This is a genomic window from Saccharothrix longispora (genome assembly GCF_030852425.1).
In the GTDB taxonomy this organism is placed as follows: Bacteria; Actinomycetota; Actinomycetes; order Mycobacteriales; family Pseudonocardiaceae; genus Actinosynnema; species Actinosynnema longispora.
This window is the reverse complement of sequence record NZ_NSDM01000018.1, coordinates 59,385-85,645: the sequence shown is the minus strand read 5'-3', so window position 1 is coordinate 85,645 and position 26,261 is coordinate 59,385. Positions and strand designations below refer to the sequence as shown.

Annotated in this window: 12 protein-coding genes and 2 pseudogenes; 2 read left to right on the top strand and 12 right to left on the bottom strand. The window is 70.6% G+C overall.

Going from position 1 to position 26,261, the window contains the following annotated elements:
* Nucleotides 1-557: 557 nt before the first annotated feature.
* Nucleotides 558-749: a hypothetical protein gene (locus CKY47_RS31920; RefSeq protein ID WP_306750059.1), complete on the bottom strand. Its 192-nt coding sequence runs from the start codon at nucleotides 747-749 to the stop codon at nucleotides 558-560.
* Between the two features lie 221 nt (nucleotides 750-970).
* Between CKY47_RS31920 and CKY47_RS31915 the strand changes: the two genes are divergently transcribed.
* Nucleotides 971-1,597 carry a hypothetical protein gene (locus CKY47_RS31915; protein ID WP_306750058.1) on the top strand — a complete coding sequence of 209 codons (627 nt, stop codon included), beginning with the start codon at nucleotides 971-973 and terminating at the stop codon, nucleotides 1,595-1,597.
* Between the two features lie 333 nt (nucleotides 1,598-1,930).
* On the opposite strand, the gene CKY47_RS31910 is transcribed toward CKY47_RS31915, so the two are convergent.
* The 8 genes from CKY47_RS31910 to CKY47_RS31875 form a co-directional block, all read right to left on the bottom strand.
* Nucleotides 1,931-2,881 (bottom strand): integrase core domain-containing protein, encoded by a 951-nt coding sequence (locus CKY47_RS31910; RefSeq protein WP_306750057.1) that lies wholly within the window; start codon nucleotides 2,879-2,881, stop codon nucleotides 1,931-1,933.
* A 900-nt stretch (nucleotides 2,882-3,781) separates the two neighbouring features.
* The gene (locus tag CKY47_RS31905) at nucleotides 3,782-5,563 is read right to left on the bottom strand and encodes a hypothetical protein (RefSeq protein WP_306750056.1); all 1,782 of its coding nucleotides are present in this window, start codon (nucleotides 5,561-5,563) and stop codon (nucleotides 3,782-3,784) included.
* A complete protein-coding gene (locus CKY47_RS31900) occupies nucleotides 5,560-10,494 on the bottom strand; it encodes a hypothetical protein (protein ID WP_306750055.1) in 4,935 nt (1,644 codons plus the stop codon). Before CKY47_RS31900 ends, CKY47_RS31905 begins: the two co-directional genes overlap by 4 nt.
* Nucleotides 10,475-13,543 carry a hypothetical protein gene (locus tag CKY47_RS31895; RefSeq protein ID WP_306750054.1) on the bottom strand — a complete coding sequence of 1,023 codons (3,069 nt, stop codon included), beginning with the start codon at nucleotides 13,541-13,543 and terminating at the stop codon, nucleotides 10,475-10,477. The genes CKY47_RS31900 and CKY47_RS31895 overlap by 20 nt, the downstream gene beginning before the upstream one ends.
* The gene (locus tag CKY47_RS31890) at nucleotides 13,540-14,676 is read right to left on the bottom strand and encodes a Kelch repeat-containing protein (protein WP_306750053.1); all 1,137 of its coding nucleotides are present in this window, start codon (nucleotides 14,674-14,676) and stop codon (nucleotides 13,540-13,542) included. Before CKY47_RS31890 ends, CKY47_RS31895 begins: the two co-directional genes overlap by 4 nt.
* A gap of 22 nt (nucleotides 14,677-14,698) precedes the next feature.
* Nucleotides 14,699-19,300, bottom strand: coding sequence for a DUF6603 domain-containing protein (locus CKY47_RS31885; RefSeq protein ID WP_306750052.1), 4,602 nt, complete (start codon nucleotides 19,298-19,300; stop codon nucleotides 14,699-14,701).
* An 11-nt stretch (nucleotides 19,301-19,311) separates the two neighbouring features.
* The gene (locus CKY47_RS31880) at nucleotides 19,312-20,712 is read right to left on the bottom strand and encodes a hypothetical protein (RefSeq protein ID WP_306750051.1); all 1,401 of its coding nucleotides are present in this window, start codon (nucleotides 20,710-20,712) and stop codon (nucleotides 19,312-19,314) included.
* Nucleotides 20,713-20,731: 19 nt separating this feature from the next.
* Nucleotides 20,732-22,390, bottom strand: coding sequence for a hypothetical protein (locus CKY47_RS31875; protein WP_306750050.1), 1,659 nt, complete (start codon nucleotides 22,388-22,390; stop codon nucleotides 20,732-20,734).
* A 302-nt stretch (nucleotides 22,391-22,692) separates the two neighbouring features.
* On the opposite strand from CKY47_RS31875, the pseudogene CKY47_RS37100 reads away from it, so the two are divergent.
* Nucleotides 22,693-22,854 (top strand): annotated as a pseudogene (locus CKY47_RS37100) (helix-turn-helix domain-containing protein); the annotation flags it as partial.
* 405 nt (nucleotides 22,855-23,259) lie between these two features.
* Here CKY47_RS37100 and CKY47_RS31870 read toward each other — a convergent pair.
* From CKY47_RS31870 to CKY47_RS31860, 3 genes and pseudogenes are all read right to left on the bottom strand, one after another.
* Nucleotides 23,260-23,609, bottom strand: a pseudogene (locus CKY47_RS31870) (transposase); the annotation flags it as partial.
* Between the two features lie 12 nt (nucleotides 23,610-23,621).
* Nucleotides 23,622-24,435 (bottom strand): IS5 family transposase gene (locus tag CKY47_RS31865; RefSeq protein WP_306750049.1). Its coding sequence is split into 2 segments (ribosomal slippage): nucleotides 23,622-24,093 and nucleotides 24,092-24,435, totalling 816 coding nucleotides; the frame shifts between segments, so codons are not numbered across the junction.
* Nucleotides 24,436-24,765: 330 nt separating this feature from the next.
* Nucleotides 24,766-26,247, bottom strand: coding sequence for a DUF3626 domain-containing protein (locus tag CKY47_RS31860; RefSeq protein WP_306750048.1), 1,482 nt, complete (start codon nucleotides 26,245-26,247; stop codon nucleotides 24,766-24,768).
* Between the last annotated feature and the right edge of the window lie 14 nt (nucleotides 26,248-26,261).

The following is a 26,261-nucleotide window of genomic DNA, read 5'->3' as shown; positions in this document are numbered from 1 at the left end:
AGACCGCAGCTCGCCGTCCGGAGCACCCCGACCACGCTCGACCGCGGGCCGCCCGGTCACCTCCCACCGCTCCGTCGTCCGCCTCAACCGCTCCAGGACCTGCGGCACCAGGCACACCACATCCCCGTCCGGCCACGCCACCCCGACCTGCCGCAGCTCGGTCAACGCCGCCCGAACCGCCTCCCGATCCCCGCCGGTCACCTCCACCACGGACTCCACGGTGGCCCCTGACCCCAACCCAGCCACCACCCGCCCCACCGCCAACGCATCCCGGCTTACCAACCGCATCGCGGCCGCGACGCCCTCCTCGCCCAACCGCTCCGCGAGCGCCCCGGGGTCGTCCGGCAGCGGAGGCTTCCGCGCCTCCCGCCGAACCCGCCGCACCTCATCCAGTTGCGCCCGATCCAATCGACCGAGGTGCCTCGCGAACGAAAGCATGTCCATGTCGGAATTCTGCCCACCGCCACGGCAGCCCCAAGAGCACCTCACCGGCGCGGCGTTGGCGCCTCTTCGGTGGTCCCACCACTCAACGGACGCTGACAGGAGATGGACGAGTGCTACTCGGTCACATCACTGCCGAACGCGTCGACCACACGAACGCGACAAGCAGGTCCGAGATCGGGTCTCCCGATCATCAGTTCGCGCAGCAGGGCGATGCTGCCGAAGCGGGTCACCGGGCCGTCGGGGCTGCGTTGTTCGAAGAACCGCATCGGTGGACACAGCGTGTACGCGCTGAACCCCAGCAGCACCTGGATGTCGAGTCTGCCTTGCAACCCGACCTGCAGCGCCGCGCGCAGCAGGCCGGTGAGCAGTGCGCCACAGCATCCAGGAGCACCCTCACCAGCGAAGAGGCTCGGGCATTGTCGCCTGGAACTGGGACGCCTACGGCCCTGCCTTCAGGCTGTCCAGCGGGGGCGTCTAGGCAGACCACGCCATCGTCCAGCACACCGTCCTGATCCACCGCGCCGACGTGCCTGGCATTCTCGACTTCCCGTTGGACGCTTACGAGCCTCACCACTACAACCAGAGCTTCACCAACAGCGCGTTCCTCGCGGAGTTCCCCGACCAACCCGCCCACACCGGCCTGCTCGACGACCGCGAACAACAGGACGGCTGGACCACCGACACCAACATCCCCGCACCGGTTCTGCACGCCACCGACCACTACGTGTGGGAAGGCAGCACCTACGACTGCTCGCTGACCAACTCGGTCGCCGTCTCCCTACCCAGCGCCCACCTCCTCCGACTACTCACCGCCGGCGCCTACGTCCGCGACGGCGCCGTACGCACCCCCGACGGCGACGTCATCGCTTTCGCCCCGCCGTCTTCGAACCCGGCGAACACGCCCTCCTCGTCCGCGCCGACACCCTCCACACCGGGCTCGCCAACACCGACCTCGTACTCGGGCGGGTCATCTACCAGGAACGCCGATCCGGCGAAGCCATGGAACACAACCCGTGGCCCGGCTGGAACACCCACACAAGCCTTCACATCCACCAGCCCACCTCCGAAGGCTGGGAGGCCGCGAGATCTGTCCATCGCAACCACCAACACCCGCCGCGCCGACCACGCACAGGAACTACACCTGATGACGTAGCGACTATTAACGGATAGTCAGCAGCACAAACGTCAAACTATTCGGTTTTGCGATGTCGTCAGGATTCTTGGCGAGTTCACTTTGCGTCGCCCAGCGTCCAGGAACACCCGCAGCCGCAGCCTACAGTGATGGAGCGTGTCCGCCGAAGATGGCCCCAGATTTCACTGCATGAAAGTTGCGCGGGGAATTCCCCACTCTTGCACAGGAGTCCCAGACCCCTACCAAGCTGGACTTATGAGCCACTCCCCTTCAAGGCGAGTGGGAAATTCTCCACGGATGCGCGTTCGGGCAAACCTCTCGGACACACAATTTGCCCCGCGAGATATTTCCAGGTCATCTGGGAGTCTCGTGGGGCTTTGTGTTTCCCGACCCTGCTTCGACCCTACTTGATGGTCGGTGCTCGTGGGGTGTCTGCCGGTGCGAGGGCAGGAGCAGTGGGCGGCGTCCAGCTCGTTCCACGACCTGTGGACCGCGGTCACGGCCGCGCTGGCCCTGCGGCGGGTACTCAGCTCTCCCGGCTCGGGATGCGTTCCGCGAACGGGTGGCGCGGAGGGTGACATGGAACCCGGCCTGCCGGTGCCGACCCTGTGCGTGCCGAGAATGTCGTCCGTGCAGGTCAGGCTGCGTGGTGGTACTCGTTGAGGATGCCTCCCAGTCGTTGCCGTCTGCGGACGTCGAGGTGGGTGACAACTGCTTGGTCGGCCGCTGGTTGTGGCAGTGGTTGTAGCGGTCGGGCGTTGGCGATGCTTGGTGGGGTCGGTGGGTGTTGTAGAAGCGCTCGTACTCGCGCAGGGCGCGCAGCAGGTGGCGCTGGTTCCATATGAGTGTGCGGTCGAGGAGTTCGCGGCGGCAGCTGCGGATCCAGCGTTCCATGATCGCGTTCATGCGCGGGATGCGGACGCCGCTGAGGACGACCCGGATGCCCGCGTCTTCGAGGTCCATAACGAGGTTCCTGGCGGCTTGGGCGACCCAGCAGGCGGTCGGGTGTGCGGTGACGCCGAGCACGTGGACCCGGCGACTGGCGTGTTCGATGGCCGCGAGTACGTGCAGGCGGATGCCGCTCAGGGTGGCGGTCTCGAAGAAGTCCCAGGCCAGGAGCGCGTCGGCCTGGGAGCGGAGGAAGGCCGACCAGGTCGTAGTGGTGCGTTCGGGTGCCGGGTCGATCTCGACGTCTTTAAGAATTTGCCAGACGGTGGATGCTGCGACTGTGATGCCGAGTGTGAGGAGTTCTCCGTGAATGCGGCGGTGGCCCCAGGCGGGGTTCTCCCGCGCCAGGCGTAGCACCAGGAGTCGGATCGAGCGGATGGTCCGTGGGCGGCCGGGCCGTTTGGGTCGGGATCTGGCTGCGTGGCGTCGTGCGAGGAGGTCCGGTGCCGGCGCGGCACCGTGTCCGGACGTACCAGTAGGCGGAGCCGACGAAGCGTGGCGACCGGGGGTCGGTGCAGCAGTGCCGCGAGGAACGCCCGGTCGCCGGGGGAGAACCGTGGACGGGCGTCTCCGAGTTGGCGTTCCAGGACCATGGTCTGGTGCCGCAGCACCAGGATCTCCACGGCCTTGTTCCGGTCGCTCATGGGCAGCAGGCGCAGCAGCGCGAAGGCGTTGGTCACGCCGAGGTAGGCCGGTCGGAGCAGCACAGCCGGTCATCATGCCGTGCTGATCGACGTTACAGCGGATGGCAGCCGTGCCCGCGAACGCTCGACTCCCCTTGGGCTGCGTACGTCCTCTACCTGCATGGATGAGGTTATCGGCAGGCACAGGGACAACCCCAGTTGGCTGCGACGCCACACCGCCCTCGGAATGCACACCGATCGAGTACGAACTCCGACCCCCAGGATCGCTCCAGTAGCCTGAACTCCAGTACCCAGCTCCGCCAAACGGTGTGAGGATCATCGGATCTGGTCCCGGTGTCGCAGGCGGTGTTCGCCGGCCGCGCCGACGGCGCCTTCAGCGACGACTGGAGCCGGTCGTGTTCTCGGCCCTCACCGACGGCACCGGCTGCGTCTACGTCGGCATGCGCGCGACACCGAAGACCGGCCGACCGGGTCGACTGCGGGTCGCGTCCAGGACCAGGCGCAGGGCGTCGGCGAGGTCTGTCTCCCGCCGATCGTCCGTCTTCGCCGCTGGGCGAAGAGAACGGGTCCTGTCGGACCGGCAGTGCTCACGTGCAGCTCCGGGCCTGACCGGTCAGAGGGGGGTGTCGATGAGGAGGTCGAACAGGAGACCGCTCGAACCCTGGCCGCGGCCCTCGCCCCGGTGGGCCGTCAGCCACACCGCGACGCGACCGTCGCTCCAGCGGGTCCTGTTGTAGGACACGGACAGGCGGGTCCCGGCCTGCGACACCTCCTCCTCGTTGATGAAGTACTGCTCGCCGCGGTCGAAACCTTCGCGCAGCAACGTGGTTCTCGGGCGGACCGGCTGGCCGTCGACGGCACTGGGCATGGCCGCGCGTTGGAGCTGGACCTCCCGGTTGTCGTCGGGGACGCGCACCGCGATGAACGGGATCCAATGTTCCGGGATGGTGTTCATCACCGCGTACGAGAGCGCGGCGCGAGGGAGGTCGGTGGGCGGTGGAGGTGGCGGGGCCTGCCGGCGACGGTAGGCCACCGCATCGGCAGCCGCCTCGGCGCCCCGGTGCGGCTCGCCGGTGGGCAGGCAGACGGTCTGTTCGATGCCCCAAACCAGGTTCGCGTTCTCGTCGCGCATCAGCAGGACCTCCTCGAGCGGAGCGCTGACAGCGACCTTCGGCACGCTCGGTGGGAGGAACAGGTCGGTGTCCGCCGGCACGTCGTCGCTGCCGATGGTGTCCAGGGTGAACATCGACCAGCGTTGCCAGTCCTCGTCGTAGCCCTTCCCGGCCGGGTCGACCCACTGCTTGTGGCCGAACACGTCGGTGACCACCAGGCCTCGGATCCGGGCGATGGTGCCGGCCGGCAGATCGCACGGCACCTGGTACCAATCGTTGCTGAACACCAGTGCGAACTCCAGGAAGACCAGCCGGGCGAGATCAGTGCTGTCCGGGCGGACGGCCGAGAAGTTGGTCTTCCCGTCCTCCAGCGCCCACCAGCGCGGCAGCGGCATACCGGAATACCGCACCGGTGCGGGGAACACCGTCCTGGACAGTGCCGGCTCCGGCGGTTTCACCCCGCCCAGTGCCGGGCCGGGGTCTGCGGAGAACGCGTGCCAGTCGAGCGTGCCGCCGGGGTACTCCCGCGCGGTCAGGGTCTTCTCGCCCCCGTCCGGCTTCGCGGCGGCGACCGAGAACCGGTGTTCGAGGCGTCTCGGGTCCCAGGTGGCGTTCCCGTCCGGGCGGGCGGGAGTGACACCGGTCGGCTGGTCGATCAGCAGGTCGAACCACGTGACGAACCGCTTGCCCGCGTTGATGAGCTTCGTGCGGTTGGACTGCGTGAACGTGGTGATGCCGTCGTCGGCGTTGCCGCCGCCCTTCACGTGCAGGTACAGCTCGTACCCGTCGGCGCGGCGTCCCGCGACGGCCTGTATGGTCGCCCAGACGGCAGGGTTGGCGCGTCGCGTGACGTCGGTGGCCGTCGGCAGCGTGATCGGGTACTTCTCGGCGTACTGCTCCTCGAACCGGTGACCGAGGCCGAGCAACCCGATCTTGCGGAGCATCTTGAACCAGCGGTGACCCATCGCGAGCCGCAGGTCGAACCCGATCTTCTCGGTGCCGTGGGCGAACGACAGCCGTCGCCGTTCCGCCACCGTCTCCAGTGGGCGGTCGGCCGGCAGGTCCTCCGGCGGGCCGTCGGGCGGCCGGAACCGGCTGGGCCGCGCGTGCCCGGCCGAGTACGTCACAGCCACCGGAGAGCCACCGTCGGTGCCGAGGAACTCGCCGAGCTGCCACTGCCGGGTGAGCAGCCAGAGCGGATCCCTGACCTCGACGCGCAGGGCGCGGTCGAAGTCGGTGGTGCGGGGCCTGCCTTCCAGCCGCGTCCACGTGGGTTCGGTCATCGGCCGGCCCTCCGGGTGTTCTGGGGACCCGACAGCACGGTCGCCGGCAGGAGGTGCGCGAACGCCGTCGCACCGAGGTGTGCCGGCTCGACCGCGCGGGTCTTCGCCATCTCGAACGTCTCGGTGACCGCGTCGACGAGGTCGGCGGTCGCCCACTGCCCGCCGGGCACCCGATCTGGCGGCACGACCAGCAACATCGCCTGCGGTGGCTCGGCGTCGGGTCCGTTGTGGTGCACGGCGACACCGGTGGTCTCCCGTTCGGCGGGGATCACCTCGGTCCACTCGTCCAGCAGCAGCCCGCATTGCCGCTCGTGGCCCAGCCCGGCCGCGTAGTGCGCGGTGAACAGCAGCCGGTCCTGGTCGAGCTGGTCGGGCAGCGCGGGATCGTTGGCGAACTCCATGCCGAGCCAGTGGTCGCCCTCGACGTAGGGCAGCTGGATCGGCGACAGTTCCGGGTCCTTCCGGTTGGGCAGGCCGACGCCGAGCAGCCCGCCCGGACCGAGCAGCGCGTCGGAGAGCACCACGACCTGCTCCCACAACCTCGGCTTCTCCCGCACCCGTGCCATTCCGTGCAGCCAGTCGTCGACCGGGAAGTCCCGGGTGGACTCGAGGTGCCCGACCAGGTCCTCGCTGTCGTCGCGCGCCTTGCGCCACTGGTCGATGACCGGGCCGGGCGGGGTGAACTCGGGCACCGACAAGACGTCCTCGCCGAGCAGTGCCTTCAGCGCGTCGGTGCCGGCGCGGACCCGGTCGGGGCCGGGCGGCGCCGTGTCGTAGAGCTGCAGTGCCGCGTTCGCGGCGATGCGCCGCGCGGTCAGCTCCTCCGCCAGCTTGTTCGCCCGTGCCAGCAGGTCCGCGCCGAAGGTCACCACGCGGTCCCGGAACGGGGTCAGGTCGAGGCCCTGCGGGTCGAAGTCGGCGGGCGGCAGCCGGTTCGCGACGAGCTCGAACAGGCCGCTCAACGTCGTCCGGTTGGTGCCCGCCACCTGGTTGAGCCCGTTGACCTCGTTGGTGAAGGTGTTGCGGAGGCTGCGTACTCGGCTGCGCATCTGCAGCACGTTGTCGGTGCGTGGCCCCGGTTTGGTGGTGAGCAGCCGCTCCGCCTTCTCCAGCAGCTGGAACCGGGGCTCGACCGGGTTTTGTGGCAGGTCGTCCTCCTGCTCGATCAGCACGTTCGCCTCGGCGAGCGCGTCGGCCATCCTGGTGGCCAGCACGGCGACCGCTTCCAGGAGGTCGGCGAACACCCCGTGCCGCCACAGCGTGAGCTCACCCCAGCCGCTGCGCACCAGGCCGAACCCGCTCGCGCTCACCGCGAGGTTCGCGTACCCGGTCAGGAAGTCGTCGATCTTGTCCACCACCGTGGACAGCGCGGGCGGCGCACCTTCCGGGTACAGCTCGCCGAGCTCCTCGACGTACTGGGCCACGACCTCGATCAGGCCGGTCATGGACGCCAGCACGGCGACCGGACGCTTCTTCGACAGGACTATCGCGTCATCCGCGGCACGGTCCACCGACGTGGGCCCGGCGGCGGGCACGAGGTCGCTCTGGCGCAGCGGCCGGGACGTCGTCAGCAGCGTGCGCACGGCCGCGACCAGCGGGGAGACCTCGAAGAAGGTGACCTTGCCCTTGACCCTGCTCGTGTAGTCGATGTGGAGCTCGATGTCCGGTCGAGGGTCCGCCTCGTCGACGACCACGCCGATGATCCGGTCGTCGAGGTCGGTCATCGCGGCTTGGTCCGCCGGGCGCAACGCCCACAGCAGGTCGATCGGCGCCAGGCCGGCGTCGGCCTGGGTGACGACGTGGCTGTGTTCGACGCCGTCCTCGTCGAGCCAAGTCACCCGTGCCGCGACGTCCTGCGGTTTCGGCAGCACCGTGGGCAGCCAGTCGTTGACCGACGGCTCGGCCTGTGCCCTGGGCTTGTTGTGGCCGAGCAGCGGTGCGCCGTGGTCCGGATCGAGGTTCGGCGTGAGTTGCAGGGCCAACCGGTGGGTGAGGGTGGTCCCGCTGCGGGGTGTCTCGATCACCGACGGTGCGGGTGGGAGCCCTTCCTTGGCGTACGCGTCGAGTGCCGAGGACGCGCGCTCGGTGTTGCCCTGCAGTGCCTGGTGGGTGCCTTCCGCGACGGCCACGTCCGCCACCGCGTCCAGTGTGTTGCGCAGTGCGTTCACCTCCGCCCGGATGTGGCCGACCGTGGCGGCGTCGGCCTTTTTCAGGTCGGTGAAGCCGAACGGGTAGTCGTCCGGGTGCTCCACGTCCGGCGGTGCGTCGTCCCGCAGCGCGTTCGCGCGGCGCAGCAGGGCAAGTCCGTCGATCACGTTGCGTGCCTCGACCTGCTCGACGGTCTTCGGCGCCGCCGGGTCGTCCGGCTCCAGCTTCGTCTCGGGGATCTTGTTGGCGCGCAACGGGAACTTCAGGCGCAGGCCCGCGATGTACTCGTCCAGCCCGATGGCGCGGTCGTGCAGCCCGCGTTCGAAGCGGTAGCCGAGCAACGCGCCGAGCGACTGGCCCTGGCGCATGCCGTCACCGATGGTCATGGCGAGCCGGACGCGTTCGGAGCTGAGGTTGACCGCGAACGCGTTCGGTGTCGACTCGTCGGCGTTGGCGAGGTAACCGGCACGCAGTACCGCGGCGGTGCGGGCGTGCGCGGGCGAGGGGGTGTGGACGTACCCGCCGTTGTTCCTGTCGCGCGGGAGCTTGGCGGCGCCGAACAGCCCCGTGAGGTCGGACGGCACGTCTACCATGTCCACCGGGTCGGTGTTCCTGGTGACGTGTTCGAGCCAGCCGTAGGCACCCAGGTGCAGGCCGCGGACCGGCGTCGCGGTCCCGTCCTGGCCGTGCCGCAGCTCGGCCAGCCGCTCGTTGACCAGCCCGAGCCGCCACGCGTCAAGGCGGTAGGTGGCGCAGTCGAGGTGCTCCGCGAACACCCGCTCCAGCTTCCCGGTGGGCAGCGTGGACAGGATCGTGAGTGCCTGGGCCAGGTCCGCCGGTACCGTTCCATTCGCGGAGGACAGGACCGCGTGCCGGGCGAGCAGGTACAGCAGCGCCGACGGCGGCTGGTCGTCGGCGAAGCCCAGCTCGTTCAGGATGGTGTCGGGGTCGCTCTCGACGAGCCAGGTCAGGTAGTCGCGGTTATCGGTGGTGTAGGGCCGGACGAGGGCCGTCTCGGACAACGGCCGGTCGTCGACCACCGGCAGGGTCAGTGGTTCGGCCCCGTCCGCGAACACCTGCTGGAGCAGCTCCGGCGTGACGTCCGGCCGGCCGAGCCTGGCGAGCAGCTCGCGGACGGGTGTGGTGGCCTCCTGCTCGGCGAGCTCCGCCACCCCCTGCGCGAAGCGGATCCGGTACTCGGCCGACGTCGGGTGCAGCGCGAGGATGTCGAGCAGTGTCTGGTGCAGGTCCTCGCCGGGGTTGCCGAGGCTGACGACGTGTTCGAGCGCGATGTGCCAGTCCTGCGCCACGTCCTTCAGCACGGCGTTCAGCGCGATCCGGTGCGTTGCCGACGCCGGCCAAGCGAGCCGGGAGAACACGGTCGTCGGCAGGATCCCGTACGGCTGGCGACCGATCTTCACGGCGGGCAGCGGTCCCCGGCCGGACACGTGGGCGAGGAAGAACTCCCGGGTCTGCGCGAGCTGTTCACCGGTGAGCACGCCGTCGAGCAGTGCCGGCAGGAAGTAGCCCCAGGTCGCCGGCCACAGGGCCGTGTGCGCGGCCCGCGCGTCCCGCCGGTCGAGGCCGTCCGCGTTCGGTACCCCGGACAGCACGGCGGGGTCGAGGCCGAGCAGCTCGGCGAACCACTCCCCGTCGGTCTTGGTGGTCCAGTCGACCGCCGCGGCGGCGAACCCCGCCACCGTCGACAGCCCGGCTTCCGCCTCGGTCCTCGGGTCCTGGCCGGCGGACCGTTCCTCGGAGTTGTTCGTCGGCGTGCCCTGCGGCAGGAAGCTGAGCCCGGTGGCGCTGTGCAGCTGGTCGGCGAGCAGGGTGCCGAACGCGGTCGCGGTCTGCGTCGGTGTCGCCTGCTCGCGGAGCCCGAGCACGACCAGCCGGTCGACGCCGTCGCGGAAACCGTCCTGCAGTGGGATCCGCATGCCCATACCGGCGATGACGGCCTCGTCGAAGTCGGTCAGCCAGCGCAGCGCGGGTGGCACGAACAGTGCGCCGGTGGTCTCGTCGATCCGCAGTTGGGTCGCGGCGGGCTCGGCCGGGTTCGGGCTCACCGCGAGGCCCTGGCGCACGGCTCCTCCGGTTTTCGAGAACACGAGGGTGTTGCCGACGTACCCGAACACGGTGAACCGGTCGGGCAGCAGTGTCGCGGTGGCCGCCACGGTCCAGGACTCCGGCGCGATCTGGTTCGCGGCCGGCGCCGGCAGCACGAGGTGCGCCACCACCACGGCGTCGCCGGGTGTCGCGGGTGCGTTGTCCACACCGGACGGTCGGCGGGCTTTGATCGCGGTCGCCTTCGTCGCCCCGACGTCGGCGAGCAACGTGATCTCGGCTTGGCGCAGTTTCGTCTGGTCACCGTGTGCACGCCACACTGCCGTCCAGTACTTGGTCGCGGCCTGCCGGTCACCCTCGGGAAGTGCCTGCCGGCTCACGACGACGAGCACCATCGTGCCGGCCGGCACGTCGAGCGGGCGCTCGCCGGGGTTGACCGGTGTGTGGGTCTGGAGCAGCCAACCGGCACGCCCGGCCGGGATGCGGGCGATCAGCTCGTGCCAGGCGGCCTGCTCGCCGACCGGCGAGCCACCGGAGGCCCACAACGCGACCCAGTACGCGTCGAGCGCGGTGAGCTCCGCCCTGGTCGGGCGTGGTTCGAGCTTGTTGACCGACCACTCGTCGGGGAACACCCGGACCAGCAGCTCGGTCTGCGTGAAGCGGGTCTCGACCCGGACCGGCCCCAGCAGCACCGGGAAGTCAAGGCTGAGTGGGGGCATCCGGCAGCATCTCCTGTGCGTGCATGGCCACCAGCACGGGGGCCTGGAAGAGGATGTAGGCGACGTCCGCGGCGCTGACGTTCGGGTGCCACTGCGGGATCTGCTCGTCGTCTTCGCGTTGCAGTGCCTTCTCCGGGTCGTCCTCGTCGCCGTTGAAGTCGTCGAGTCCGACGGTGACGCCCCCGTCGAACCGGATGAAGCCGTGCCCCGGGGCCGGATCGACCTTGCCCCAGGAGAGGTCGTTCCACACCTCGACCTCCGTCTGCTCACCCGGCTGGTCCTCGTCGAGCCCGAACCTCGGGTCACCCGGCCGTTCCTCCAGCACGAAGAACCAGCCGAGATCGCCGTTCCCGCCCCGGGCCTCGTCGGCGTCCAGGTCGAAGCCGAGCAGGTAGATGTCCGGCTCGACCTTGGCCTCGTAGATCGGCAGCCGGATCAGTTCCGGCGGCGGGTCGACGTTCTCCGGCAGCGGCGCCGGCGTCCGCTCACCGCTCATGTCGGGAACGCCGGGTTGGCCGGGCGCGTCCGGCCACGCGGCCTTGTGCGCGTAGACCGCCGCGGTCGGGTACTTCCGCAGCAGCTCGCCTCGGATCACCAGCACGAGGTCGTTCTTCGGCGGCGGGTCCCCCGGTTCCGGTTTCGGGTTGGGGTTGTGGCCCAGGAGCGCTTTCCTCCCCCAGTCGTGGACGGGTGGGATGTCGTAGAGCCGCTCACGCCGGGCCGCGGCCGTCTCCTTGGGCCGGGGCAGCGCCGGGCGCGGGTCCCAGAACTGCCGGAACGGCGTGCCGCGCTGGTCGGTCGGGTACTCCCGCCACAGCAGTTCGCGTGCCATCTCGTGGTTGAGGCCGACGAGGTAGGACTCGATGAAGCGGCGGTTGTTCTCCAGCAGGGTCACCGAGTTCGGCGGGAGCAGCCCGAGGTTGGGCACGAAGGTGTCCGTCCCCATCTTGAGCAACTCGGTGTACATCGGTGTGTCGAACCTCGGGTAGGCCATCACCTCGGTCAGCTCGCCGGCCTGCGGCGCGAGCCGGGCGGGCAGGTTCACCGCCGTGACGATCTTCTTCATGACCGTCCGGTCGGCCGCGAGGCCGGTCAGCACGGCGCTGGTGGTGGTCGCGACCCCCAGCTCAGGTCGGCTCGCCGCCGCCGTTACCCGGAACGACACCCGGCCGCCCAGCCGGGACGCGGTGACGAGGCCGGGTGGCGCCTCCTCCGGCGAGGGTGCCGCGGCGACCTCCTCGGCGTCGATGCGGGCGAGGAGGGTGTCCAGCGACGTGCCCAGTGTCCGCATCAGCCGGCCACCAGGCCGGGTGATGCGGCGCATGGTCGGTGACACCGGCGCCCTCGCGACCCGGCTCTGCGCCACCTTGAACCCGACGGCCAGCACCTCTTCCGGTTCGGCCGCCACCAGTGTCGCGTCCGGATGGTCGAGGACGGTGGGGTGGGCGGGTGCGGTGAGCGTCAGCGCCCTGCCGGACGGCAGCGGCTCGGCCGCGGTCCGGGCGGCGGGTTGGGCCACGCCGCTCCGGGATTTGATGTGCTTGCCGTGCAGGATGTTGCCGACCTCCCTGGCCAGCTGCGCGGCCCTGATCCAGGCGTTCGCCCGCCGTGCCTCGCCGAGCTGCTGCCAGGCGGCGTCCATCAGCTCCTCCTGCCGCGCCTGGACCACCTTGGTGCCGAAGTGCGCGGCGACCCGGTGCCGGGGGTCGAGGTTGAGCCGGTGCACCCAGTTGCGCACCTCCTCGTCCGACTTCGGCGACCCGTCCGGCTCCGTGAGCAGGGTGGGGGTGAGCGCGTGCCACCGCCCGTACAGCGGGGGCGTGATCACCGGGTCGACCTGACCGGCCAGGTCCGTGATCCGCGCCGACAACGTGGTGTTCGCGGTGACCGCCGGCGCGTGCCGGTAGGCCTCGGCGAGGTTGATCAACCCGGCGAGCGCGCGCTGCCACTGGTTCGGGTAGGGCGGGCGCGGCGGGTCGGGCGGACCGGGTGGGCCGGGCGGGTCCTGTGGCCCGTGGTAGTTGTCCCAGTTCTCGTAGTCGTCGATGACCGCGTCCGAGTCGGGCAGCTGCAGCGCGCCGCCGAGCCGGAGCACGCCGCTCGGTTCGGTCGGTGTGGTGAGCTCCGGAAGGCCGAAGCCGGGCACCTGGTGCGCGTCCACGTCCCGCAGTCCGACGGGTTCCTTGGCTTCGACGGGTTTCAGCAGCCGGGCCAGGTACTCGAAGTCTCCTGCCGCGCTCGTGGTGAACTGCCAGCGGTGGTAGTGCGGGAGCCGGCCGGACGCCGGCATGTCCGGCACACCCCAGCTCGGGGTCGCCGCCGGGAGCTGCCCCGGCTCCATGCCGAGCCCGGCGCGCCGGCCGGTCTCGAACGCGGGCACCAGGAACGCGTGGTAGGTCGTGGTCGGCTCGAGGTGGCGGGGGCACAGGAGCCGGGAGCAGGCGCTGTCCGGTGCGTCACGGAGCACCTTCGTGAGGTTGGACAGCACCGTGCCCATGTCGGTGGCGTCGTCGACCTGGGGGTCCTGGTGCAACACGCCGTTGACGTGGACGTGGGCCCACGCACCCAGCTCTCCCGGTGGTGGCAACGCTCCTGGCGCCGTGACCGTGATGAACGGCAACGGCCCGTCACCCGAGCCGTCCTCGAACTCCGGGTCGCCGGACTCGCCACCGGCCGAGAGCACGATCAGCGCCAGCCACGGGGTGAGCCGTTTCGTCGCGGCGTTCGGCGCGGCGGGGCTGTAGCGCCACGCGAAGTCCTCTTCGTAGAACTCGACGTGCGCCAGGTAGTTCGGCTCGAAGTTGGTGGCGAACGGCGGTGGCTCCATCCGCGAGATGGCCCGCCGGTCGATCCCGATGACGTCGCCGGGGCCGTAGAGCTGCACCGGCTGCTCGATGAGCCGGTGCGGTACCGGGTCGCCTGCCTCCAACGCGTCGCCCGACAGCTCCAGCTGGACCGGGATGCCGGCCCGCCCGATGCCCGGCTCGCCGGTGATCCTGGTCGTGAGCCCAGTCCGCAGCCAGGGCAGGAAGGAGTAGGAGCCGCTCACGTTTCGCTCCGTTCCGCGGTCGCGGTGAGCTCGACGGGCCCCGTCGCGGCGGCCAGCCCGGTGCGGGTGATGCCGCCGGCGACGAGCACCTTCGTTCCGGACGCCGCAGCCGCGAACGCCCACCGGCCCTCGGCGAGCCCGGCGAACGGGGTCCACGTGCCGCTCGCGTACTGGAGGACGCCGCGGTAGCCGGTCTCGTTGTCGGGGTGGTCGGCGCCGCCGATCACGAGCGCTTTGTCCGGCCCGAAGGGCACCGCGCGGTGGAAGGCGCGCCCCGCCGGCATGGCGGCGGTATCGGTCCACTTCTCGCCGTTGAGGTTGTACACCTCGGCGGTGGCGCGGGCGAACGGGTCGAAGCCGTCACCGCTCGCCCCCGGTGCGCGCCCGCCGGCGACGAGCACGGTCGTGGGGGTCAGCGCGGTCGCGCTGTGGCCGCTGCGGGGGTGGCGCATGGTCGCGGTCGGCTGCCAGGTCCCGGCGACCGTGTCGTACAGCTCGCAGAAGGCCAGGTCGGCGTCGTGGCCGGCACCGAGTGGCACGCTGCCGCCGCAGACCAGCACCTTCTTGCCGGCGTCCATGGCGACCGCGGTGTGTCCGGTGCGGGCGTCGGCCATATCCTTCCCGACCGGCTGCCACATCCCGGTGGCGGGGTCGAAGAGCTCCGAGGAACGCAGTGCCAGCACCCCGCCGCCCGCACGCAGCCCGCTGCCGCCCGCGACGAGCACGAGCCCGTTCGACAGCGTGGTCGCGCTGTGCCCGAAGCGAGCCACCGCCATGCCGTTCGCGACCGGGGCCCACTCGTCGGCCACCGGGTCGTAGATCTCGGCCGTGGCCAGTGGCGCGCCACCCGGCCCGACCCCTCCGGTGGCGAGCACCTTGCCGTCCGGCAGGAGGGTCGACGCGTGCAGCTGCCTGGCGGTGCCGAGCAGGACGGCGGCCGACCACTCGCCGGCCGCGAAGTCGAACAGCGCGCTCTGCCGCAGGCTCGCGCCGGTGGCGTCCGCGCCGCCGGCGACCAGGAGCTTCGTGTCGCCGGACAACACCACCGGGGCGTCGTGCTGGCCACGCCAGCAGGCGGCGATGACGTAGTCGTCCGCGGCCGACCAGGTCTCGGCGAGGATGCCGGTGGTCATCGGAGTTCCTTCCGGCTGGGGGTCATGGCAGGTAGGTCTCGGCCGTGGTGGCGAGCTGGGCTGGGCCTGGTGCGGCGGGTCCGGACAGCGCCCGGCCACCGACGACGAGGACGCGGCCGTCCGCGAGGTCCACGGCCGGGAAGTCCCAGCGGCCGGTGGCCAGTGCGCCGGTCCCGGTCCAGGAGCCGGTGGCGGGGTCGAAAGCAACGACCTCCCGGAACCCGGCGGTGGCGCGGGGCCGACCGACGCCGCCGATGACGACGGCACCCCGGGATGTCGGGACGCACCGGTGCCCGCTGCGGCCTCCGCCCGGCAGGTCGGCCACCGGCGTCCACGCGCCGGTCTGCGGGTCGTACACCTCGGCCGAGGTGAGGCTCTCGACCCGGTACGGGACGGCGGGGATCGCGTCGCCGCCGGTGACCAGCACCTTCCCGTTCGGCAGGAGGGTCGCCCGGTGACCCTTGCGAGGGACGGCGAGGCTGCCGGTCGGGGTCCACGTCTTCGCGTCGGGGTCGTACAACTCGCAGGAGGCGAGTGCCCGTTCGCCATCGCCGGTCGGCACGGCACCACCGACGACGAGGACCTTGCCCGTGCTCGGCAGGAACACGGCCGCGTGCCCGGTCCGTGCGTCGGTCATGGGCCCGACCGCGGCCCAGGTCAGGGTCGCCGGGTCGAGCAGCTCGGCCGACGCGAGCGCGACGCCTCGCGCGCCCGTGCCGCCCGCGACGAGCAGGCGTTTGGCGACGACCGTGGCCGAGTGCCCGGACCGGGCTGTCGCGAGCCCGCCCTGCGGGGTGGTCCACGTGCCGGTCGCCGGGTCGAACACCTCGACCGAGGCCAGTGGCGTGTCGCTCGCGTCGAGAGCCGTGACGACCGGTCCGCCGGTCGCGCCGAGCCCGCCGGCGGCGACGACCCGGCCGTCGACCAGCTTCGTCGTGGTGTGCTGCTGCCTGGCCGTCGCCAGCGACGCGGTCTGGCGCGCCCAGGTGCGGGCGACCGGGTCGAACAGCGCCGAGGTGGCCACGGCCGATCCGGTGGCGTCGGCGCCACCCGCGACGAGCACCTGGCCGTTCCCCAGCCGGACCGCGTCCGCACCGGACACGGCGACCGGTGGTGAACCGGCCGCCGACCAGACGCCCGACCCGGCGAGCACCCCGCCGCGCACCTCGGCCTGCGGCAGCACGTGCAGCTGCCCGGCCAGGGCCGGGTCGAGGCGGATCCAGTCGGCCATGGCGTCGGCGGCGGTCGCGGCGCTGCGGAAGCTCGACGTCGTGGCGCCCGCGGTGGCCGGCGGGAACGCCTGGTGGTTGTTGCGCAGGTACGCGACGACGTACCGGTCGCCGGTGACCCTCACGGTCTGCTCGACGGGGAACGGCTGCCGCTGCCGGGCCTCCTGCCGGGACAGTGGTGACCGTGCCGTGCTGTTGCCGGTCAGCAGTTGCCCGAACACCGCGGACGGCGGGCTGTACAACTTTCCCCTCCTCCGGCCGTTCCCCGTCCGGACACGCATCACCGCACCCCCCACCGACGGCGCTTCGTTGTCGATGACGGACATCTCGTAGCGGGCGCTGCGGCGCACGACCCTCGGCGAGGCGATCGCGCCGCCCGCCGCGACCAGTTCCAGGCCGGCGTCCTGGGTCTCGTAGGCGGGGCGGGACAGCTTCGCCGCGTCGTCCATGTCCTGGAACTGGGCCATCGCGAACTTGTCGCCGATGACGGACTGCCGCACGAATCCGCTGTTCTGCGCCGGCTCGACCGTGAACCGCCTGCCGTCGCTGGGACGTTGCCCGCCGACCCGGTCGATCCGGACGCCGAGCGGGATGGCGCGCTGGTGGATGAACAGCGAGCCGAGCGGGTGCAGCACGAGATCGTCGCCGGGGGGCAACTGCCGGAGCGTGACGAGCGGGTTGGTCCCGCCTGCCGGCAGCCGGGTCTGCCAGCCCTCGGTCTTGCGGACCTCGCCCTCCAGCAGCGCGAGCACCACGACCGGCGGCAGCGTGGTGGTGCGCTCCTCGCCCCACGTGATGTCGAAGTCGGCCGAGATCTCGAAGAACAGCAGGGAGATCGAGCCACGGCCGTGTGCCCGCCACGGCGCGGGCCCTTCGAGGGTGAAGTCGAGGTCGATGCTGAACAGGCCGACGCCGAACGCCTTCAGCGAGACACCGGCGGAGATCTGGATGACGAACGAGAACGGGGAAAACCGGAACAAGGCGTCGAAGCTGAGATGACCCTCGATCCCGAAGTCGCCGAAGCCCAGCCGCATCTCCGCCTCCGCGCCGAACTGGACGGTATTGCTGGTGACGGCGAGGTAGCCGGACACCCGGATCAGCTGTCCCGGCCCGTTGAGGATGTCGACGGTGATCCGGGGTGGCGCCGGGAACGGCAGCGGCGGCGGGCTGAACGCGGGGTGGAACCCGCCGATCGACAGCACGAAGTCGGGGTTGTCGCCCCAGGCGACGAGCAGGCCCAGCCCGCCGTCGATGGTCATGGCGAGGATCCGCGAGTCGAACATCCTCGCGAAGAACCACAGCCGCGACTTGTCGACCTCCAGCGCGCCGATGAAGCTGACCTTCAGCACGACCAGCGGGACGTCCTTGCTCGGCAGGACGCACTCGAGCAGCCCGAGGATCGCGATGTTGCCCGGCGGGATCTCGACGATCACCCCGAGCGACACGCTGATCAGCGTCGGCGTGCCCCAGCCGATCTTCGCCATGGGACCGACGAGGAAGGTGTCGTCCTGCGGTGGGAAGAACTTCCGCAGGTCGCTGATGATCCGCGGTGCGTTGGCCACCACGTCCTTCGGGAACATCACCGACTGGATCGAGCCGGTGACGACGCCCTCCACCAGCGCGTCGAGGTTCATCCTGCGGTTCAGCCCGAGAATGCCGCCGACGCCGAGCAGCGTGAACCCGAACCCGAGCTGGACGCCACCGCCGCCGAACTCCGCGGAGAGCACGATCAACAGGGAGAACCCGCTGCTGCCGTCCGGCATCCGGGTCGTGATCAACCCGATGGCCTTGACCTCGACGACACCGGCGAACTCCAGCTCCAGCGCGCCCGCGTACTCGCCGTGCTCCGGGTCGGCGTACAGGTAGCCGCCGCCGGAGACGATGCCGGCGTCCAGCGACAGCCCCACCCCGTCGGGTGGTTTGAACGCGAACGCGAGGTCGACCGGCCCGAGGTTGCCGCCGCCCTCCGGGAAGCGGAGCTCGGCCACCAGCCCGAGCCGTTCGACCACCGCCCTGATCGGTCCGAGCTCGGCACCGATCGTGGCCGACAGCTCGATCGGTACGCCGGAGCCGCTCGGGTTCGCCGCGATCCGGATGGCACGCAGGTCGATCGGGCCGAGCCGCACGTGCAGGGGGAGCTGGATGGTCAGGCCGGCGCCGCCGTGGAAGTTCAGCCCGTCCTCCGGCGAGAACGAGAACCCGACCTCGAAGTCCGTCTCGAGGCGACCGCCGCCCAGCAGGGTCGTGAGGAAACCGTCCCCGTTCGACGCGTCGATCACCAGCTTGCCGCCCCGCACGTCGCCGGCCACGGTCGGCTCGCCGGTCACCGAGCCGTCCGCGTAGACCAGGGCGAGCCCGGCCCGGATGCCGACCTCGCCCACCTCGATGCGGCTGCCGCCCGCGGTGCCGAGCACGAGGAACCGGTTCGGTGCCGTGTAACGGAGCTCGACCGAGCCGCGCAGCTCCGTCTCCTCGCCCGGGATGTCGAGCTCGAACGGAGGGCGCAGCCGGCCCGCCGCGCCGGGCGGCAGCACGCCCTCGGCGTCGAGCTCGACCTCCCACTCCGGCGACACCGTGACCGTGCGGGTGACCATCGCCCCGACCGGCATGACGACGCGGAGCTCGAGTCCGCCCTCCCCCAGCGTGATGTCGAACGCCCACGCCTCCAACGCGGCGGGCTGCCCTTCGGCGGCGGGTCGGTACAGGGCCGGTAGGCGCAGGGAGACGAGCAACGCGTGCAGGGCCTTCAGGAGCAGCTCACCGTCGAAGCCGGCTTCACCCCAGCCGTAGCGCTGTCGGAGCTGGTCGACCGGGTTGAGCAGGAAGCCGGGCAGCCGGTCGAGGCGCAGGGTGACCCGCTGGTGGTCGACCGTGCTGGGGTTGGCGGGGTCGGCGTCGACGGTCTGGACCTCCGCGAGCCCGAACAACGCGAGCACCCGGGTGAGCCGCCGGCCGGGATCGACGAGCCCCAGCAGTGCCAGGTCGAGCAGCTTGCGCGGGAAGCCGGCGACGAGGTCGGCCACCTGCGTCGGGGTGATCCCCGGCAGTGTGGGCCCGACGGCCTGCAGCGCGTTGGCCAACTCCAGGTACGCCTCAGCGGTGCGTCCGCACGCGGTCAGCAGTGCGGCGCCCTTGGCGACGATCTCGTCCGCCTCACCCGCGCCGACCGCACCGAGGAGCGACTGCGCCGCGCTGCTCACCGTCGCGCTGGTGTGGCCGATGGACTGTTGTGCCGCGACGATCTGCGGTTTGGTCAGCAACGCGGGCGGGAAGGCGGTGCCGAGCTCGGCCAGCAGGTCGAGCAGCCGGTCCCCGGCGATGCGGTTGCCCAGCCCGGTGAGCGCTCTGGCCAGGTCGAGCGCGATCTGCTCGACGGTGCCCGCTGTGTCGGCCATGCCTGCCTCGCTCAGTCGTGCACCGCGTCGAACGCGGCGAGGATCCGTGGATAGGTCAGCCCGGCCAGCTCCGGCAACCGCGCGCGCACCTGGTCGAGCGAGGCGCGTAGCTCCGGACCACCCCGGTCGGACAGCACGCTGTACATCCGGTCGACGCAGTCCCGCAGCGGCGCGCCGTTCACGGTGCTGGGCAGTGCCGCTTCGGCGAGCCCGCGTGTCCTGGCCAGTCGCTGGAACACCGCGGACGCCCCACTGCGGTGCCAGGTCACCAGCACCCGACGGTCGTAGTTGACCAGCGCGGTCAGCTCGGCCGAGTGCCGCTGCCACAGGCCGAGCACCTCCCTGCCGAACGCCGAGGTCGACAGGTCCTCCCGCAACCGGTCCCCCAGCACGGGAGCGCCGGCCGGCCGGGGTGGCGGGGACGGCGGCATGCTGATGGTGACCACGTCGTCGTCGAGCAGTGCGGTCGTGGCCGGGGCGGGCGGCACGGTGCGGACCTCGCCTGCCGGCCTCGGGTCGACGAGCTTGACGGCCAGCGGCGGCGCGAGTGCGGCGAGGTGGTGGAGTATCGCCTCGATGGAGGTCACGAAGGTGACGTTCACCGTGCCCGTCGCCGTCGGCTCGAACTCGCCGGCGTTGACGACGGCGGTGCCCGTGACGTAGCCGAGCAGGAAACCGCTTGGTGTGAGCACAGGGCCACCGGAGTCACCTCGGACGCCGAAGTGGACCTGGGGGTAGGGGATCCCGGTCCTCGGATGCGGCACGACCAGGTACTGGGCCGGTTGCCCCGACACGACCTTCTGCGCCTTCACGACCCTGCCGCCGGTACAGCCGGTGGCGTGCCCGTACTTGCGCACCAGGTAGCTTTTGTCGGTGATTTCGGTGGCGGTCGGGCGCGGCGCGATCCCGTTGACCACCCCGAGTTCCTTGGCCTCACCGTAGAACGTCCTACCGGGGTCGAGCCGGACCAGCGCCACGTCGCGCCAGTCGCGGTTCACCAGCTCACCGCCCGCGTAGGTGCCGAACGTGTCGTTGGAGCAACCTGAGCAGGAGCCGTCCGCGTTCACCTGTCCCACCCTGGTCACGTTGCGCGTCGGCAGCGCGATCACCCGGTCGCTCACGGGCTGTCCCGACGCGTCGAGGGTGACCTCCACCTTGCCGAGCACGTGCAGGCAGGTCAGCGCGTACAGGACGCCAGGCGCGGAAACGTCCTGCACGAAGGTGGTGAGCGTGCCGATGAACGTCGAATCCACCTGGCTGGAGATCGGTCCGCCGCCGATCAGCACCGACTCGGACTCCTGCATCTCGTCGGCGGGCGGCGGGGCCGGTTTGCCGGTCGGCTCGCCTGGCGGGGTGGGCCGAGGGAACTTCGGCGGGTCGGCGGTCGGCAGCAGTGTGGACTCGGATCGCATGCGGCGACACCCTTCTGGCTCAGTGCCGGGACGTCGCCGGCACGCCGCTCAACGCGGCGATGATCTGCGAGCGGGTGAGCCCCGCGAGGTCCGGCAGGAGCTCACGCATCCGGTCGAGGTCCGCACGCAACTCCTCGCTCGCGGACAGGCGCAGCGCCGCGAGGAGCTTGTCGAGGCACACGTCCAGCGGCTTGCCGTCCACCGTGGAGGGAATGCGGAGGGTGTCCGTCTCCAGTCCGCGCAACAGAACCTGGTAGACGGCGGAGGCTCCGCTGCGGTGCCACGCGGCAGCCACCCTTCTGTCCGAGTTGACGAGGCGCCGCAGTTCACGCGAGTGCGCTCGCCAGAAGTCCAACAGCTCCCGCCCCCGTGCGGATCGGGCCAGGTCCGCGGCGAGCTGGTCCGCGTTCGCCGGCGCGGATGTCACGGCCGGGACTTCCTCCGCCGGTTCCGGTACCACTACCGTGATCCGTTCCTCGTCGATCTGGCTCGCGACGGTGGGCCGCCCGGGAACCGTGTGCGTCTGCCCCGGTTGTGCCGCGGTGCCGAGCTTGAGCTTCAGCCCGCGGTCATCGAACCTCTTCAGGATGGTGCAGAGCGGGAAGATCACCCCGAAGTAGGTGTCGACCGGCAGGTTCGGATCGGGCGGGCGGATGGAACCACCACTGCAACGCATGAAGTTCAACCCGAGAACCCGGTTCGCCGTGTCGACCGTCACCGAGCCGGAGTCACCCCCGAGCAGGAAGTGCGGGTGCTCACCGGCCGGCACCTGGGGGTTCGGGTGCGGTGCGACGATGACGACGTCCTTGGCGCTGAACCGTTCCGGACTCTCCGGCGACTCGTCGGCCCTGCGGGCGAAGACGATGTCACAATGCGCGGCGACGATGCGGCCTCCGGTGAGACCGGTCCGCATGCCGCGCTTGCGCACCAGGTAACTGTGATCGGCCAGCTGCGCCTCGGTCGGCATGGGCGCCTCCCCGGCGACCGCGACCGAGTCCTCCCCCGGCACGCTCAACCCGCGGATGTCGTTGCGGTACTCGATTCCCGGGTCCAACTCGACCACAGCGGCATCCCATTCCGGGACCTCTTCGCCGTCCGCGTGGGTACCGAAGATCCCCTTGCAACAGGTAGAACGGGTCTCCAGATCCGGTTGCCCCACCTTGGTCACGCCTTTGACCGGCTCCGCGAGGATCTTCCTACCGGTGACCTCGAGCCCGAACCGGTCCAGCTTCTCTTCTGCTACGTGGGCGATCACGTGGTGGCAGGTGAGTGCGTACACCTTCGCCGGATCTTCCTTGTGGAGCAGAATGCAGCCGATACTGCCGGCTCCCGCGCCGTTCACGGCACCTTTCAGCGCGATCCCGCCCTCGATCGGCCGGTGCCTGCCCTCGTCGACGTTCTCGTCCTTGTACACGGCACCCAACGGCTCGTCGACGAGCTGGAAGTCCCGCAGCACCACCACATCGGTCGCCACACCGTCGACATCGGCGGGAATCACCTCCTCGGCGGACAACTCCGCCGCCGGCAGTTTCTCCTGCACGAACACGGTCACCGCGACCTGACCGGTGGGCTGCCCGTTCACAACCTTGGCGCCAATACCGACACCCGTCACACCGGGTCGTCCGATAAATCGTTCGGCGACTCGGCTCCGCGCGGCCCTGGTCTCCTCGGACGCCACTCTTACCACCTCAGAACGTCGTCCGACAGCACCGGCTCCAAATTATCGCAGCCCATCCACAGGCGCAGCCACCCGACCGGGTGAACAAGTCCCGCCGGAAGATTGACCATTGGGCAGCACCGGGTCGAAAGCGATCAATCGCCGGTGAATAGATCACCGAGGTCGAGGTTCAGAGTGCGGTCGGCGGGCATGTGCCGCTCGAAAGTCATCGTCGCAGGTCTTTATTGAGTCGAGAGTGATCACCTTCCTGTGCGTTGATCACTCGCGATCGAAGTCGGGGTGCGCACCGGTTGTCGCCTGCGGTGCGTGAGGTGCTGCGGTTGCGGGTGGTGGCCGCGTTGGAGGCCGGGAAGGTCGAGGGTTACCGGCAGGCGGCGGAGGTGTTCGGGGTCTCCGAACGTTCGGCGGGCACCTGGTGGCGGGCTTACCGACGGAACGGTCGTGACGGCCTGGCGACTCGCAGGGGACGTCCCGGTCCCGCCGAGCTGATCAGCGCGGAGGATCGGGGCACGTTGTTCGCGGCGATGTCCGACTACACGCCCGAGGAGTTGCTGATCGGCGGGCCGTTGTGGACCCGCCCGGCGGTGGTGGAGCTGATCCGGCTGGTCGTCGGGGTCGACATGACCGAGCAGGCGTGGGGTTGTGGCTGCGTCGACGGCTTCGCTCCGCAGCGCCCGGCGCGACGGGCCCATGAACAGCAGTCCGCCGTGGTGCGGGCGTGGCTGGATGAGGAGTACCCGGCGATCGAGGCCAGGGCGAGGGCCGAGGGGTGCGGCGATCGCATGGGTCGACGAGTGCGGGCTGCGCTCCGGTACCGCGCCGCCCGGCCGGTCCTGGGCATCGAAGGGCCGCACGCCGAGCAGACCTCAGCGGATGCGCAGGCTGCGGAACCGGTGCAGCAGCGCCAGCGTCTGCTCGACCACCCATCGGTGAACGCCCAGTCCGGAGCCGTGCTCGACACTGCGGCGGGCGATGAACCGCCGGACACCCCTGGCGCGGACCTGCTCCGGTGGGTGTCGTGGTCGTAGCCCCGGTCGGCGTAGACCTGGTCGGCGCAGACCCGGTCGGGTCTGCGTCGGGGTCGGCCGCGTCGCCCGCGTACCGGCGGGACGGCGTCGAGCAGCGGCAGCAGCTGGGTGACGTCGTTGCGGTTGACACCGGTCAGCGTCACCGCCAGGAGTACACCGCCGCCGTCGGTGATCAGGTGGTGCTCGGAGCCCGCTTACGGCTACTAACAGAATCGCCGGACGTGTCGGTAGCAGATGATGCAGGTGGCGAGGCCGAGGAAGGCTTCGTGGATGTCGTCGCGGCGTTCCCAGCGGATGCGTGGGCGTTTCATGCCGTGGTACCAGGCGATCGTGCGTTCCACGACCCAGCGGACCACGCCCAGGCCGGAGCCGTGGGGCTCGCCGCAGCGGGCGATCCGGGTGGCGATCCCTCTGGCACGCAGGCACCTGCGGTACTTGTCGTGGTCGTGAGCACGGTCGGCGTAGACGGTCTTCGGGCGTCGGCGGGGACGCCCTCGTCGGCCGCCCACGCTGGGCACCGCGTCCAGCAGCGGCTCCAAGCCGATGACGTCGTTGCGGTTGCCACCGGTGAGCAGCACGGCGAGCGGGATGCCGCCGCCCTCGGTCAGGAGATGGTGCTTGGAGCCCGGTCGGGCGCGGTCGACCGGACTCGGCCCGCTTTGGGCCGCGTCCGGTCGCACGGACGTGCGAGGAGTCGACCACCGCCCGGTCCCAGTCCAGCGCGCCGGCGGAGTGCAACTCCGCCAACAGCAGTTCGTGCAGCCGCCGCCACACACCGGCCTCGTTCCACTCGGCCAACCGGCGCCAACAGGTCATGCCCGAACCGAAGCCCAGCTCCCGCGGCAGGAACTCCCACTGGATGCCGGTGTGCAGCACGAACAGGATCCCGCACAGCACCTGCCGATCAGGCAACCGCTTCCGCCCGGGATTGCGGGGCCTGCGCGACACCACCGGCGACAACGGCTCGATCCGCTCCCACAACTCGTCCTCGACCTCCCACGGTCGACGCCGGGCCACACCAACCTCCCGCCGGACAACACTCCACCCGACAAGATCGAGGTATAAGCAAGATCATTCTGTTGGGAGCTCTAAGTCACCGGTATCGGACCTAGCCCTGAGCATCCGCTGCCGCGTCGCGCGGGATCGGCACCACCGGCCCGGCCGGGTCGGCGTGCACGGCAACCGGCCGCAGCCGGCGGGTGCACGGCAAGCCTCCGCGGTCGGCGGATACACCGCGACCCGCCGCGACCGGCGGGTGCACGGCGACCGGGCGGCAATCGGCGTGGGCTCAGGAGAGGTCGCGGTGCAACCCGTGCTCGGGCTTCCCGCGAGTCCTCTGCCGGGACGTCACTTCTCCGCGTTCTCGTCCGAGTGCACGTACTTCCGGCCCATCTCCACGGTGAAGCCGTACCCGTTCGCCTTGGCGAACCGCCTCAGCTTCTCCGCGTCCTTCTCGACGTCCTCGTAGGTGATCACCATGTTGCCCTTGATCCCGCCGTACGTCCCGTAGTTCAGCACGACCTTGTCGACGTCCTTCCAGGACAGGTCGCCGTGGATCTGGGTCTCGATGTACGCGCTGAGGTTCCCGCCGGTCTCCTCGATCTTCTCGGCCAGCTCCCGGTCGCGCTTGAAGCCGGTGGCCTCGGCCGCGGCGAGGCGGGCGACCGAGATGTCGGTGTACGCGAAGACCGACTCCGGGTAGTTGGCGCTGACGAACGACAACGCGGACTGGAGGTACTCGCTGCTCCAGCTGTCGCCCGGGGTCCGGGTGGTGCGCCAGTCGATGTCCGGTTTCCAGTACACGACCGACGAGCCGTACCGCGCGGAGACCCCGAACACCTGCGACTCCCCGACCGCGGCGGCGTACTTCGGCATCTCGCCGGGCTTCAGGTAGTTGGGGGACTCCGCTTGCAGCTTGCGCAGGTACATCCCCGCCGGGGACGTGTCGGCGTCGTCGACCGGCGCACCGACCGGCGCGGTGGCGAACTTGCCGTCGCCGCCGCCGAAGAACGTGAGCGGAACACCTTCCGTGCGCTTCAGCGCGAACGCGTACCCGAACCGCTCCTCCACGCCGCCGCGCGTGGCGAGGTTGGAGGACGCCTGTGACGTGCCGGTCTCCCAGACGTTGCGGAACAGGCCGTCGGCGTCGGCGATGAAGTGGTCGAGCAGCGACGGTCCTTCCGCGACCCCGTCCCGGTTTCCGCCGGGCGGCAGGGACAGGAAGAAGTTGGACGCCAGCCGCCGGTCCCGCAGGGACCTGAAGATGGCCGGGAGGTCATCGGGCTCGTAATCCGTGCCGAACTTCTTGTTCAGCTCCACCAGTCGGAGCTCCGAGTCGTGCATGGCCCGCCCGTGCTGCAACTCGCCCTTGCGCTCCGCCGCGACGAGCGACCAGACCTGGTTGGGCGTGAGCGTGCCGTAGACCTCGGGCCGCATCTCCTGGAGTGTCTTGATGTCCATGAGGTCACGCGCGCTCGCCACCATGCGCTGGGTGCCCTCCTGCATCGGGTTCTGCATCGGCGGATCGACGAGCGACATCGGCACTGCCTTCGACAGGAGGTCCCGCTGGTCGCCCTCGCCCGACATCTGCCTGAGCATGGGGTCCTTCGGGTCCGCGTCCTTCGCCTCGTTCCTCGTCCAGTGCTCCCGAGCGGCACGGAGGTCCTCGGCGACGTTCACCGGCGGGACTTCCTTCTTCTTGCGCTTGCGCTTGGCCAGGCGCGGGTCCTCCGTCGTGGTGTCCAGCTCCGACCGCGCGGGCTTCTTGCCCTTGTCCACGGGCTTTTTCTTCCTCGTGGTGGTGGTCGTCGTCTTCTTCCTGGCTTCCATCGCTGCCCGTCCTC